This window comes from Kitasatospora sp. Ki12 (assembly GCF_054601375.1).
Map to the genome: position 1 here is coordinate 2,834,795 of NZ_BAAIHT010000001.1, position 12,400 is coordinate 2,847,194.

12 protein-coding genes are annotated in these 12,400 nt (G+C 73.8%); 9 read left to right on the forward strand and 3 right to left on the reverse strand.

What is annotated here, in order from left to right; translation table 11 throughout:
* The first annotated feature begins 151 nt into the window (after positions 1 to 151).
* Positions 152 to 508 carry a hypothetical protein gene (locus tag ACYP53_RS12490; protein ID WP_189916180.1) on the forward strand — a complete coding sequence of 119 codons (357 nt, stop codon included), beginning with the start codon at positions 152 to 154 and terminating at the stop codon, positions 506 to 508.
* Here ACYP53_RS12490 and ACYP53_RS12495 read toward each other — a convergent pair.
* Complete coding sequence (locus ACYP53_RS12495; protein WP_189916181.1) at positions 486 to 1,118, reverse strand: TetR/AcrR family transcriptional regulator; 633 nt, start codon at positions 1,116 to 1,118, stop codon at positions 486 to 488. The genes ACYP53_RS12490 and ACYP53_RS12495 overlap by 23 nt on opposite strands.
* A 151-nt stretch (positions 1,119 to 1,269) precedes the next feature.
* On the opposite strand from ACYP53_RS12495, the gene ACYP53_RS12500 reads away from it, so the two are divergent.
* On the forward strand, positions 1,270 to 2,457 hold the full coding sequence (locus tag ACYP53_RS12500; RefSeq protein WP_459647971.1) for a macrolide family glycosyltransferase: 1,188 nt from the start codon (positions 1,270 to 1,272) through the stop codon (positions 2,455 to 2,457).
* Between the two features lie 175 nt (positions 2,458 to 2,632).
* On the forward strand, positions 2,633 to 4,210 hold the full coding sequence (hutH, locus tag ACYP53_RS12505) for a histidine ammonia-lyase (RefSeq protein ID WP_459647402.1): 1,578 nt from the start codon (positions 2,633 to 2,635) through the stop codon (positions 4,208 to 4,210).
* A 59-nt stretch (positions 4,211 to 4,269) separates the two neighbouring features.
* On the opposite strand, the gene ACYP53_RS12510 is transcribed toward hutH, so the two are convergent.
* On the reverse strand, positions 4,270 to 4,689 hold the full coding sequence (locus ACYP53_RS12510; protein WP_459647403.1) for a hypothetical protein: 420 nt from the start codon (positions 4,687 to 4,689) through the stop codon (positions 4,270 to 4,272).
* A 291-nt stretch (positions 4,690 to 4,980) separates the two neighbouring features.
* On the opposite strand from ACYP53_RS12510, the gene ACYP53_RS12515 reads away from it, so the two are divergent.
* From ACYP53_RS12515 to hutI, 6 genes are all read left to right on the forward strand, one after another.
* Positions 4,981 to 5,850 carry a MurR/RpiR family transcriptional regulator gene (locus tag ACYP53_RS12515; protein ID WP_189916185.1) on the forward strand — a complete coding sequence of 290 codons (870 nt, stop codon included), beginning with the start codon at positions 4,981 to 4,983 and terminating at the stop codon, positions 5,848 to 5,850.
* A 121-nt stretch (positions 5,851 to 5,971) separates the two neighbouring features.
* On the forward strand, positions 5,972 to 6,289 hold the full coding sequence (locus ACYP53_RS12520; protein ID WP_189916186.1) for a hypothetical protein: 318 nt from the start codon (positions 5,972 to 5,974) through the stop codon (positions 6,287 to 6,289).
* A gap of 139 nt (positions 6,290 to 6,428) precedes the next feature.
* Positions 6,429 to 8,132, forward strand: a complete 1,704-nt coding sequence (gene hutU / locus ACYP53_RS12525; RefSeq protein WP_229928583.1) for a urocanate hydratase — start codon at positions 6,429 to 6,431, stop codon at positions 8,130 to 8,132.
* A 20-nt stretch (positions 8,133 to 8,152) separates the two neighbouring features.
* Complete coding sequence (locus tag ACYP53_RS12530; RefSeq protein ID WP_459647972.1) at positions 8,153 to 9,334, forward strand: allantoate amidohydrolase; 1,182 nt, start codon at positions 8,153 to 8,155, stop codon at positions 9,332 to 9,334.
* Positions 9,325 to 10,692: a formimidoylglutamate deiminase gene (locus ACYP53_RS12535; RefSeq protein ID WP_459647404.1), complete on the forward strand. Its 1,368-nt coding sequence runs from the start codon at positions 9,325 to 9,327 to the stop codon at positions 10,690 to 10,692. Before ACYP53_RS12530 ends, ACYP53_RS12535 begins: the two co-directional genes overlap by 10 nt.
* A gap of 34 nt (positions 10,693 to 10,726) precedes the next feature.
* On the forward strand, positions 10,727 to 11,902 hold the full coding sequence (gene hutI, locus ACYP53_RS12540) for an imidazolonepropionase (protein WP_459647405.1): 1,176 nt from the start codon (positions 10,727 to 10,729) through the stop codon (positions 11,900 to 11,902).
* A gap of 67 nt (positions 11,903 to 11,969) precedes the next feature.
* Here the strand turns inward: hutI and ACYP53_RS12545 are convergent, their stop codons facing one another.
* Positions 11,970 to 12,170, reverse strand: a complete 201-nt coding sequence (locus ACYP53_RS12545; RefSeq protein WP_459647406.1) for a hypothetical protein — start codon at positions 12,168 to 12,170, stop codon at positions 11,970 to 11,972.
* Between the last annotated feature and the right edge of the window lie 230 nt (positions 12,171 to 12,400).

The following is a 12,400-nucleotide window of genomic DNA, read 5'->3' on the forward strand; positions in this document are numbered from 1 at the left end:
CGTGGGCCCTGGAGGGATGTGTCGATTCGGTGACCGCCGCGTCGCGGGTGGGTCGCGGTCGGGGTCGGAGGGTGCCGTGGGTGGGTGGGGCGGTGGGATGGTGGACCGCCGGTCGGTCGGTCGGTCGGCCGGACGGGAACGGGGGCGGGTCATGGGCAGACGGTTGGTGGGCGCGGCGGTCGCCGGGGTGCTGGTGCTCGGCGGCGGGGTGGCGATGGCCGCTCCGGCGTCGGCGGCCGCGGTGGTGCGGCCGGCGGGTGTGGCGCGGACGGCTCCGGCACGGACGGCACCGGAGCGGGCGCCGCTGGCGCGGGACGGCGTCCGGGCGCACCGGATCAGCCAGCTCGCCGGGTCGAAGTCGAAGTCCAAGACGAAGAAGAAGGTCAAGCGCGGCTTCTTCCACGGGTTCTTCCACGGCTTCCTCGGCTGGCTGGCCGTGGTCCTGCTGGTCGGCCTGCTGGCCACGGTCCTGGTCGTGCTCTGGGTCAGGAGCCGGAACCGCCGCTAGGGCCCGTCCTGGCCGCGGGCGGGGTGAGGGCCAGCATCGCGGCGTCGACGAGCCGGTCCGCGTGGTCGTGGCTGAGCGGGCCGAGCCGGTACTGCCAGCGGTAGGCGAGCGGGCCGTAGAAGAGTTCGACGGCCAGGTCGAGGTCGGCGTCGGGGGCGATCTGGCCGGCCTCGCGGGCGGTGCGCAGCCGGTCGCGGGTGATCTCCAGCAGCGGGTCCAGCAGGCGGGTGCGGTACTCGGCGTGCAGCGCGGGGTCGTTGAGGATCTCGGCGGCGAGGCCCCGGAAGGTGCGGTCGGTGGCCGGGTCGGCGAGTTCGTCGGAGCTGGCGCGCAGGACGGTCCGGAGGTCGGCGGCGAGGTCGCCGGTGTCGGGAAGGGCGAGGCTGCCCTCGTGCTCGCTGGCGGCGAGGAAGGCGTCGAAGACGACCGCCCCCTTCGAGGGCCACCAGCGGTAGATGGTCTGCTTGCCGACTCCGGCGCGGGCGGCGATCGCCTCGATGGTGACCTTGCCGTAGCCGACCTCGGCGACGAGTTCGGTGGCGGCGGTGAGGACGGCGGCGCGGGAGCGCTCGCTGCGGCGGGCGGGGTCGGGAGCGGTTCTGGAGGTCATGGAGGAAAAGTCTAGGCGAAATGGCGAGACGAGACGTATTGTCTCCTCAAGACCTCGCGAGACGGATCGTCTCGCGAACAGTGCGAGACGATCCGTCTCGTCTCATCCGCTACCCCCGGAGGTGCCCGTGTTCCGCCCCGCACACATCCTGATGGTCTCCGTCCCGGCCCATGGGCACGTCAACCCGAGCCTCGCCGTGATCACCGAGCTGGTCGCCCGGGGCCACCGGGTCAGCTACGTCAACGACCCCTCCTTCCGGGAGACCGTCGAGTCCACCGGCGCCACCTTCGTCCCCTATCCGACGAAGCTGCCGCTCGCCGACGACCCCAACGGCTGGATGGAGGACCCGGTGGCGATCCAGGAGCTGTTCCTGGACGACGCGCTCTCCATGTGGCCCGTCCTGCTGGAGGCCTTCACCGAGGACCGGCCCGACCTGGTGCTCTGCGACATCGCGGGCTACGCGGGCCGGGCGCTCGGCGAGCGGCTGGGGGTGCCGGTGGTGCAGCTGTCGCCGACCTTCGTCGGCTGGGAGGGCTTCGAGCAGGACCTGGCCGAGATGTTCGAGGCCATCCGCACCGGCCCGGGCGGCGCCGAGCACTACCGCCGGTTCGCCGACTGGCTGGCCGAGGCCGGCGCGGTGCGGCGCGACGTGGACGCCTTCAAGAACGTGGACATCTTCAAGAACCGTCCGGAGCGGGCGGTCGCGCTGGTCCCGCGGGCCCTGCAGCCCAACGCCGACCGGGTCGACGACCGGCGGATCAGCTTCGTCGGCCCCTGCTTCGGCGACCGGGCCCACCAGGGGCGGTGGCAGCGGCCGGCCGGCGCCGAGAAGGTGCTGCTGGTCTCGCTGGGCTCCGCGTTCACCCACCACCCGGCGTTCTACCGGGCCTGCGTCCAGGCCTTCGGGGACCTGCCGGGCTGGCACACGGTGCTGCAGATCGGCGCGCACACCGACCCGGCCGAGCTCGGCGAGGTGCCGGACACCGTCGAGGTGCACCGCTGGGTGCCGCAGCTGTCGGTGCTCGCCCAGGCGGACGCCTTCGTCACCCACGCCGGCATGGGCGGCTCCAGCGAGGGGCTGTTCCACGCGGTGCCGATGATCGCGGTGCCGCAGGCCACCGACCAGTTCGCCAACGCGGACGCGCTGGTGGGCCTGGGCGTCGCCCGCCGACTGGACACCGAGGAGGCGACGCCGGAGGCGCTGCGCGCCGCGCTGCTGGAGCTGGTCGGTGATCCGGCGGTGGCCGGGCGGCTGCGGGAGCTGTCCGCTGCCGGCCGGGCCGAGGGCGGCACCGCCCGGGCGGCCGACCTGATCGAGGCGGAACTCGGGCGGCGGTGAGACCCGGGCGGCCTCGGGGCGGGGGCGTACGGGGGCGGCTGCGGGGCGGGGGGCGTACGGGGGGCGCGGCGTGCGGCGCGGAGCCGGACGGCGGAGAATCCGGACGAAGGTGAATCCGGATGGCGAACACCTGTTGTCATATCTTCATTCACCTGATGTGATGGTGTATATGGATATGCACAGTGCTGTGGCCCCCGACGCTCCGCTGGTCCTGGTCGGCAAGGCCGACGTCAGCGCCGAGGACGTTCTGGCCGTCGCCCGGGGCAACGCCCGGGTCGAGATCGGTCCCGACGCGCTGGCCGAGATGGCCGCCGCCCGTGCGCGGATCGACGCCCTCGCGGCCGAGCCGCGTCCCGTCTACGGCGTGTCGACCGGCTTCGGCGCGCTCGCCGTGCGGCACATCAGCCCCGAGCTGCGCGCGCAGCTGCAGCGGTCGCTGGTGCGCTCGCACGCCGCCGGCATGGGCCCGGCGGTCGAGCGCGAGGTGGTCCGCGCGCTGGTGTTCCTGCGGATGAAGACCCTGGCCTCCGGCCGTACCGGCGTGCGCCCGCTCGTCGCGCAGACCATGGCCGCCCTGCTCAACGCCGGCATCACCCCGGTGGTCCGCGAGTTCGGCTCGCTCGGCTGCTCCGGCGACCTCGCGCCGCTCTCGCACTGCGCGCTGGTCCTGATGGGCGAGGGCACCGCCACCGGCCCGGACGGCATGGAGAAGCCCGCCGCCGAGCTGCTCGCCGCCGCCGGCATCGAGCCGGTCGAGCTGCTGGAGAAGGAGGGCCTGGCCCTCATCAACGGCACCGACGGCATGCTCGGCATGCTGGTCATGGCCATCGCCGACCTGCAGCGGCTGTTCACCACCGCCGACATCACCGCCGCGATGTCCCTGGAGGCGCTGCTCGGCACCGACAAGGTGCTCGCCCCCGAGCTGCACGCCCCGATCCGCCCGCACCCGGGCCAGGCGCTGAGCGCCGCCAACATGCTCGCCGTCCTCAAGGACTCCGGCCTCACCGGCCACCACCAGGACGACGCGCCGCGGGTCCAGGACGCGTACTCGATCCGCTGCGCCCCGCAGGTCGCCGGGGCCGGCCGGGACACCCTGGCCCACGCCCAGCTGGTCGCCTCCCGCGAGCTGGCCGCCTCGGTGGACAACCCGGTCGTGCTGCCGGACGGCCGGGTCGAGTCCAACGGCAACTTCCACGGCGCCCCGGTCGCGTACGTGCTGGACTTCCTCGCCATCGCCGCCGCCGACCTCGGCTCGATCTCCGAGCGCCGCACCGACCGGCTGCTCGACAAGGCCCGCTCGCACGGCCTGCCGGCCTTCCTGGCCGACGACCCGGGCGTGGACTCCGGCCTGATGATCGCCCAGTACACCCAGGCGGCCCTGGTCAGCGAGAACAAGCGGCTCGCCGTCCCCGCCTCGGTCGACTCGATCCCGTCCTCCGCGATGCAGGAGGACCACGTGTCGATGGGCTGGTCGGCCGCGCGCAAGCTGCGCCAGGCCGTCGAGAACCTCGGCCGGATCCTCGCCGTCGAGCTCACCGCCTCCGCCCGCGCGCTGGAGATCCGCCAGCAGGCCGACACCACCGGCCGGATCGCCCCGGCGACCGCGGCCGCGCTGGCCGTCGCCCGGGAGGCTGGGGTCGGCGGCGCCGGCCGCGACCGCTTCCTCTCGCCGGACCTGGAGGCGGCGGCGGCGCTGGTCGCCTCCGGCGAGCTGGTGCGCGCGGTGGAGAAGGTCACCGGCCCGCTGGCCTGACGCCCCCTCGCCGCGGGGCGGCCGGGACCAGGGCCGGGCAAGGATCCACGAGCCAGGCCCTAGTCCCAGTCGCTCCGCGGCCGGCGCTCCTCGCGGTTGCGGCGCTCGCCGAACGCGGCGGCGACGTTGACCCCGACGATGCCCGCCCAGCAGACCATCAGGCCGGCGAAGCCGCCGGTCCCCGGACTGGTGGCGATGGCGGTCAGTGGGATGCCGAGCACCATCGAGACCACCGCGAGTCCGTTGCCGGAGCGCTTGCCCCAGCCCTGGCGGCGGGGGCGCTGGTCCCGGTGGTGGTAGGGGCGCTCGTAGTCGTCCATCCGCTGGGCCACGGAGCGCTCGACCCGCGCGTCCAGGCGGGCGTCGAGACGCTTCATGAAGGAGTCGACGAGCTCGTCCTCGTACTCCTTGCCGAGCTCCTTGCGGGCCTGCAGGGTGGCGTCGAGGTCGCGCCGCAGATCGTCCTGGCGAGTGTCCATGGAGAACAGCGTGGGCCCGCCGGGGCGTCCGGTCCATCCGTTCGCGGGGGGAATCCGGGCGGGCTCAGGGACAAATCAGGGTTACCCCTAGCCGGGGGCCGGCCACCGTCCGGATGCCGCCTCCCTCCGTCCGCTCCCCGGGACGTCTCCCCGGATGTCCCGCCGGGACGTCTCCCCGAACGCCCCATCGGACGTCTCACCCGACGTCCCGCCGTACGAGACGTCTTTGCCAGGCGCGACGCGCTGCTGCACAGTCGTCGTCCGACCCGCTCGCATCCGGAGGTACCGCTGATGACCGCCATCGACGAGACCGGCAGCGTCGGCCCCTCCGCCCGACTGCTCCAGCTCTTCGAAGGGCACCGGCTGACGCCGACCCAGCGCCGGATCGCCCACTCGCTGGTGCGGCACGCCACCGAGGCGCCGTTCCTGTCCAGTGTCGAGGTCGCCGAACTCGCCGGCGTCAGCCAGCCCTCCGTCACCCGCTTCGCGGTCGCGCTCGGGTACGACGGCTACCCGGCGCTGCGCAAGCAGCTGCGCGAGCTCGGGGGCGGCGAACCCGCCGCGCCGGAGAGCCCGGACGACGCCGTGCGCAACGAGCACCAGCAGGCCGTGCTCGCCGAGATCGCCCACCTGCGCCACCTCGCCGAACTGCTCGCCGACCCGGAGCCGATCATCCGGGCCGCCCGGCTGCTCGCCGCCTCCCGCCCGCTGCCGGTGCTCGGCCTGCGGGCCGCCTCGGCGCAGGCGCGCGGCTTCGCGTACTTCGCCGCCAAGGTGCACCCGGACATCCGGCTGCTGGACGAGGGCGGCAGCATGCTCGCCGACCGGCTGGAACAGGCCACCGCGGCCGGCGCCAGCGCACTGCTCTGCTTCGCCCTGCCGCGCTACCCGCGCGAGCTGATGGACGCTCTGGCGGTGGCCCGGGAGTGCGGGCTGACGGTGCTCACCGTCGCCGACAGCGCCTTCGCCCCGGTCGCCAAGCTGTCCGACCTGATGCTGCCGGCCGCCGTCGGCACCGGCCTGGTCTTCGACACCGCCTGCGCGCCGATGATGCTCGGCCGGGTGCTGCTGCAGGCCATGTGCGACGAACTCCCGGGCGCCGAGGCGCGCCTGGAGGCGATCGAGCAGTCGGCGACGGCACGCGGGCTCTTCTTGGAATAAGCACAGCCTGGAATAAGCGCGGGCCGGAATAGGCGAAGCCAGGAACAAGCACAGGCCGGAGCGGCGGCGGGAGAGTAGTCGTCACGAACCCGGGCATCCCCTACTGCAGGGGGTGCCGCCCATGCGCGTGATCCACGAGATGAAGTTCGTCGCCCGCCTCTCCTCGGGCGCCGACGAATGGTCCTGCCCCGCCTGCGGACGCCGCGTCACCCTGCGGCGCCTGCCCGAACCCGAACTGACCGTCCTCGATCCGGGCGACGAGTCCGCCGTCCACGTCGGTGTCATCGAACCCGACGCCGCCGCCGTGGCGGCCGAGAAGTACGGCCTCGGCCCCGTCCAGAACGTCCCCCGCCCGCCGTCCCCGCCCGCCCCCGACGCCGCCGACCGCCGCTGGCTGGCCGAGATCGGCATCGACTGGGACGGCGGCGCGGCGGCCTGAGCCCTGCCCGCACCGCCCGTACGGCACTGCCGGACGGGCGCTTCGGCGTGCCTGGGGGCCGGTGGGGCTCCCGGCTGATCGGATTGTTCCGGGGTCTGGTCGAAACCCATCTGTTTAGTTATATTCAGTCGAAGAGAACATGAATGAATCCATCCGCAGAGAGGCCGGGACCATGGTGCAGCAGCAGACGAGCGGACCGCGTGAGGTGCGCGCCGCGCGGGGGACGGGGCTCACGACGCAGGGGTGGCAGCAGGAGGCCGCCCTGCGGATGCTGATGAACAACCTCGACCCCGAGGTGGCGGAGCACCCGTCGAAGCTGGTCGTCTACGGCGGCACCGGCAAGGCCGCCCGGGACTGGCGCTCCTTCGACGCGATGGTGAAGACGCTGCAGGGCCTGAAGCAGGACGAGACCATGCTGGTCCAGTCCGGCCGCCCGGTCGGCGTGATGCAGACCCACGAGTGGGCGCCGCGCGTGCTGATCGCCAACTCCAACCTCGTCGGCGACTGGGCCAACTGGGAGGAGTTCCGCCGCCTGGAGAGCCTCGGGCTCACCATGTACGGCCAGATGACCGCCGGCTCCTGGATCTACATCGGCACCCAGGGCATCCTCCAGGGCACCTACGAGACCTTCGCGGCCGTCGCCAACAAGCGGTTCAACGGCACGCTGGAGGGCACCATCACCCTCACCGCGGGCCTCGGCGGCATGGGCGGGGCCCAGCCGCTGGCCGTCACCATGAACGGCGGCGTGGCGATCTGCATCGACTGCGACCCGTCCCGCATCTCCCGCCGGATCGAGCACCGCTACCTCGACGTCGAGGCCAAGAACCTCGACCACGCCCTGCAGCTGGCCACCGAGGCCCGCGACAAGAAGCAGCCGCTCTCCATCGGCCTGCTGGGCAACGCCGCCGAGCTCTTCCCGCAGCTGCTCGCGATGGACGCGCCGATCGACATCGTCACCGACCAGACCAGCGCCCACGACCCGCTGAGCTACCTGCCGGTCGGCGTCTCCTTCGACGACATGGCGACCTACGCGGCAGAGAAGCCCGCCGAGTTCACCCAGCGCTCGCGCGAGTCGATGGCCCGGCACGTCGAGGCGATGGTCGGCTTCCAGGACCGCGGCGCCGAGGTCTTCGACTACGGCAACTCGATCCGCGGCGAGGCCCAGCTGGCCGGCTACGACCGCGCCTTCGCCTTCCCCGGCTTCGTCCCCGCGTACATCCGCCCGCTGTTCTGCGAGGGCAAGGGCCCGTTCCGCTGGGCCGCGCTGTCCGGCGACCCGCAGGACATCGCCAAGACCGACAAGGCCGTCCTCGACCTGTTCCCGGAGAACGAGTCGCTGCACCGCTGGATCAAGATGGCCCAGGAGAAGGTGCACTTCCAGGGCCTCCCGGCGCGCATCTGCTGGCTCGGCTACGGCGAGCGCGACAAGGCCGGCGAGCGCTTCAACGACATGGTCGCCTCGGGCGAGCTGGCCGCGCCCATCGTCATCGGCCGCGACCACCTGGACTGCGGCTCGGTCGCCTCCCCGTACCGGGAGACCGAGGCGATGCTGGACGGCTCGGACGCGATCGCCGACTGGCCGCTGCTCAACGCCATGGTCAACGTCGCCTCCGGCGCCTCCTGGGTCTCCATCCACCACGGCGGCGGCGTCGGCATCGGCCGCTCGATCCACGCCGGGCAGGTCACCGTCGCCGACGGCACCGCGCTGGCCGGGGAGAAGATCCGCCGGGTGCTCACCAACGACCCGGGCATGGGCGTCATCCGGCACGTGGACGCCGGCTACGACCGCGCCGACGAGGTCGCCGCCGAGCGCGGGGTCCGCATCCCGATGGGTGAGCTGTGACGGCTCCTTCTTTCGAGCAGATGTGGGCGGAGCTGCTCCCCGTGGGCCGCTCCGCCTCGTCCGGCGGCTACCGCCGCTTCGCCTGGAACTCGGCCGACGCCGAGTGCCGCGCCTGGTTCGAGCAGCAGGCCCGCGACCGCGGCCTGGCGTACGAGCTGGACCGCAACGGTAACCAGTGGGCCTGGCTGGGCGACCCGCAGGCCGGCGGGGCCGTCGTCACCGGCTCGCACCTGGACTCGGTGCCGGACGGCGGCGCCTTCGACGGCCCGCTCGGGGTGGTCTCCTCCTTCGCCGCGCTGGACGAACTCCGCGCCCGGGGAGCCGAGTTCACCCGGCCGCTGGCGATCGTCAACTTCGGTGACGAGGAGGGCGCCCGGTTCGGCGTGGCCTGCATCGGCTCCCGGCTCACCGCCGGTGTGCTCTCGCCGGAGGCCGCGTACGAGCTGCGCGACGCCGGCGGCGTCCGGCTGCCCGACGCGATGGAGAAGGCCGGCTACGACCCGACCGGGATCGGCGCGGACGACGACCGGCTGGCCCGGATCGGCGCCTTCGTCGAACTCCACGTCGAGCAGGGCCGCTACCTCGCCGAGGGGCAGCCGGTCGGCGTGGCCGGGGCGATCTGGCCGCACGGCCGCTGGCGGTTCGACTTCCACGGTGAGGCCAACCACGCCGGCACCACCCGGATCGAGGACCGCCGCGACCCGATGCTGACCTACGCCAACACCGTGCTCGCCGCCCGCAAGAAGGCGGCGCAGGCGGGCGCGCTGGCCACCTTCGGCAAGGTCGCGGTCGAGCCCAACGGCACCAACGCGATCGCCTCGCTGGTGCGCGGCTGGCTGGACTCCCGGGCGGCCGACGAGCGCACCCTGACCGCGCTGGTCGCCGAGATCGAGCGGGCCGCGGCCGAGCGCGGTGAGCGCGACGGCGTCCGGGTCGAGCTGGTCCGCGAGTCCTACACCCCGGTGGTGGACTTCGACGGCCCGCTGCGCGACCGGCTCGCCAAGCTGCTGGACGCCCCGGTGCTGCCCACCGGCGCGGGACACGACGCCGGGATCCTGGCGTCCGCCATCCCGACGGCCATGCTGTTCGTGCGCAACCCCACCGGTGTCTCGCACTCCCCGGCCGAACACGCAGAGGTGGCCGACTGCCTGGCCGGGGTGACCGCCCTCGCCGACGTACTGGAGGACCTGGCGTGTCAGTGACCGCAGCGACCGCAGTGAGCTACTGGGCGCAGTACGCGTGGCTGCCGCACCCCAACGGTCCGGTGGTCGAACGGGACGTGCTGATCGCCACCGGCCCGGGCGGGCTGATCACCGCGGTGACGCCGGACAGCGGGCCCTGCCCGCCCGGCGCCGTCCGCCTCGACGGGCTGCTGCTGCCCGGCCAGGCGAACGCCCACTCGCACGCCTTCCACCGGGCGCTGCGCGGGCACGTGCAGGTCGGCTCCGGCACCTTCTGGACCTGGCGCGACACCATGTACCGGTTCGCCGGGGCGCTCGACCCGGACACCTACCTGGAGCTCGCCACCGCCGTCTACGCCGAGATGGCGCTGGCCGGGATCACCGCCGTCGGCGAGTTCCATTACCTGCACCACGCGCCCGGCGGGGCCCGCTACGACGACCCGAACGCGATGGGCGAGGCGCTGATCGAGGCCGCCGCCCGGGCCGGCATCCGGATCACCCTGCTGGACACCTGCTACCTGTCGGCCGGCTTCGGCGCCGAGCCGACCAAGCCGCAGCAGCGGTTCAGCGACGGCGACGCGCAGGCCTGGGCCGAGCGGGCGGACGCGCTGAAGCCGCGCGAGCACGCCCGGATCGGCGCCGCCATCCACTCCGTCCGGGCCGTCCCGGCGGAGCAGCTGGCCACCGTGGCGCACTGGACGGCGATGCGCCAAGCGCCGCTGCACGTCCACCTGTCCGAGCAGACCGCCGAGAACGACGCCTGCCTCGCCGCGCACGGCGTCACCCCGACCCGGCTGCTCGCCGACCACGGCGCGCTCGGCCCGCGCACCTCGGTCGTGCACGCCACCCACCTCACCGACGAGGACGTCCGGCTCCTCACCGACTCCTCCACGACCGTCTGCATGTGCCCCACCACCGAGCGGGACCTCGCGGACGGCATCGGCCCCGCCCGCCGACTCGCCTCGGGCGGCAGCCCGATCACCCTGGGCAGCGACAGCCACGCGGTCATCGACCCGTTCGAGGAGGCCCGCGCGCTGGAGCTGGACGAGCGGCTGCGCACCCGTACCCGTGGGCACTGGACGGCCAACGCGCTGCTGCGGGCCGGCACCGAGGACGGGCACGCCTCGCTCGGCTGGCCGGAGGCCGGCCGGATCGAGGCCGGGGCGCTCGCCGACTTCACGGTCATCGCGCTGGACTCGGTGCGTACGGCCGGGCCGCCGCCCCGGCTCGGCGCCGAGATCGCCGTCTTCGCGGCCTCGGCGGCGGACGTGCGGCACCTGGTGGTCGGCGGCCGGCACGTCGTCCGGGACGGGGTGCACCAGCTGGTGGCCGACGTGCCGGGCGCGCTGCGGTCCGCCATCCGCGCGCTGGACTACTGATTCCTCTGTTTGGCTCCCTTCGGAAGGCGTTGTCTTGAGCACCAGGACCACCTTGATCACGGGCATCGGCAGCCTGGTCACCAACGACCCCGGTCAGGGCACCGGGCCGCTCGGCCTGCTGGCCGACGCGGCCGTGGTGGTCGAGGGCGACACGATCGCCTGGGTCGGCCCGGCGGCGCAGGCCCCGGCCGCGGACGAGCGCTTCGACGCCGAGGGCCGGGCCCTGCTGCCCGGCTTCGTCGACTCGCACGCCCACCTGGTGTTCGCGGGGGACCGTACGGCCGAGTTCAACGCCCGGATGTCCGGGCAGGCGTACACGGCGGGCGGTATCCGCACGACGGTGGCGGCCACCCGGGCGGCTTCGGACGCCGAGCTGGAGGCCAGGCTGGCCGGGTTCGTCCGGGAGGCGCTGCGGCAGGGCACCACCACCATCGAGTGCAAGTCCGGCTACGGGCTGACGGTCGAGGACGAGGCCCGGGCGCTGCGGATCGCGGCCAAGCACACCCCGGAGACGACGTACCTGGGGGCGCACATCGTGGCCCCCGAGTACGCCGAGGACCCGGCCGGGTACGTCGACCTGGTCACCGGCGAGATGCTGGACGCCTGCGCGCCGCACGCCCGCTGGGTGGACGTGTTCTGCGAGAAGGGCGCGTTCGACGGCGACCAGGCGCGGGCCGTCCTCACTGCGGGGATCGAGAAGGGCCTCACGCCGCGGGTGCACGCCAACCAGCTCACGTACGGGCCGGGCGTGCAGCTCGCCGTCGAGCTGGGGGCCGCCTCGGCGGACCACTGCACCCACCTGACCGACGAGGACGTGGCGGCGCTGGCGGGATCGGCGACGGTCGCGACGCTGCTGCCGGGGGCGGAGTTCTCGACGCGGGCCGAGTACCCGAGCGGGCGCAGGTTGTTGGACGCGGGGGCGGTGGTGGCGCTCTCGACGGACTGCAACCCGGGCTCCAGCTTCACCAGTTCGATGGCGTTCTGCGTCGCCGTGGCGGTGCGGGAGATGGGCATGACCCCGGACGAGGCCGTCTGGGCGGCCACCGCGGGCGGCGCCCACGCCCTGCGGCGGACGGACGTGGGGACGGTGGCGGTCGGCGCGCGGGCGGACCTGCTGCTGCTCGACGCGCCCTCGCACGTCCACCTGGCGTACCGCCCGGGCGTGCCGCTGACGGCCGCGGTCTGGCGCGCGGGCGCCCGGGAGGTCTGAGTCCGCGACCATGGTCACGAGCGGCCCGCTCCCTGCGCGCAGGGAGCGGGCCGCTCCGGTGTGTCCGTCAGCCGAAGGGCAGGACCTGGGTGCTGCCACCGGCCAGGATGTGCCGGTACTCGCTCCCGCCGTTGAGCTGGCGGTAGTTGAGCACCGGATCACCGGCTCGTACGAGGGCGGTCGCACATCCGAGGCACCAGGGCTTCGGCGGCTGTGCGTCGAGGTCCTCGATCACCGCAGGAGCGGAGCACTGCGTGCAGGCCGCCATCGGGTCCTCCCCGGGGTCAGGCCCAGGTGGAGCCGCAAGCGGTGCAGCCCCATCGGCCGTCGATCGTCTGGTAGGTGGCGCCCGACCCACAGACCGGGCAAGTGCGGGCGCTGGGCTGGTCGGCCAGCTTCAGCAGCGTACTGGGAGACGTGGCGACCCTGCTGATGACCGCCGCCTACACGGCGGCATGTCCTGACGCCCCAAGACGGGCCGACTGCTTCTCGTCGCCC

Bases quoted from the DNA above. Each gene is read 5' to 3' on its own strand.
- hutU (WP_229928583.1), top strand. From the start codon at position 6,429: ATGAATGAATCCATCCGCAGAGAGGCCGGGACCATGGTGCAGCAGCAG.
- ACYP53_RS12490 (WP_189916180.1), top strand. From the start codon at position 152: ATGGGCAGACGGTTGGTGGGCGCGGCGGTCGCCGGGGTGCTGGTGCTC.
- ACYP53_RS12500 (WP_459647971.1), top strand. From the start codon at position 1,270: ATGGTCTCCGTCCCGGCCCATGGGCACGTCAACCCGAGCCTCGCCGTG.
- ACYP53_RS12510 (WP_459647403.1), bottom strand. From the start codon at position 4,689: ATGGACACTCGCCAGGACGATCTGCGGCGCGACCTCGACGCCACCCTG.
- ACYP53_RS12515 (WP_189916185.1), top strand. From the start codon at position 4,981: ATGACCGCCATCGACGAGACCGGCAGCGTCGGCCCCTCCGCCCGACTG.
- ACYP53_RS12545 (WP_459647406.1), bottom strand. From the start codon at position 12,170: ATGGCGGCCTGCACGCAGTGCTCCGCTCCTGCGGTGATCGAGGACCTC.
- ACYP53_RS12520 (WP_189916186.1), top strand. From the start codon at position 5,972: ATGCGCGTGATCCACGAGATGAAGTTCGTCGCCCGCCTCTCCTCGGGC.
- ACYP53_RS12495 (WP_189916181.1), bottom strand. From the start codon at position 1,118: ATGACCTCCAGAACCGCTCCCGACCCCGCCCGCCGCAGCGAGCGCTCC.
- ACYP53_RS12530 (WP_459647972.1), top strand. From the start codon at position 8,153: ATGTGGGCGGAGCTGCTCCCCGTGGGCCGCTCCGCCTCGTCCGGCGGC.
- hutH (WP_459647402.1), top strand. From the start codon at position 2,633: ATGCACAGTGCTGTGGCCCCCGACGCTCCGCTGGTCCTGGTCGGCAAG.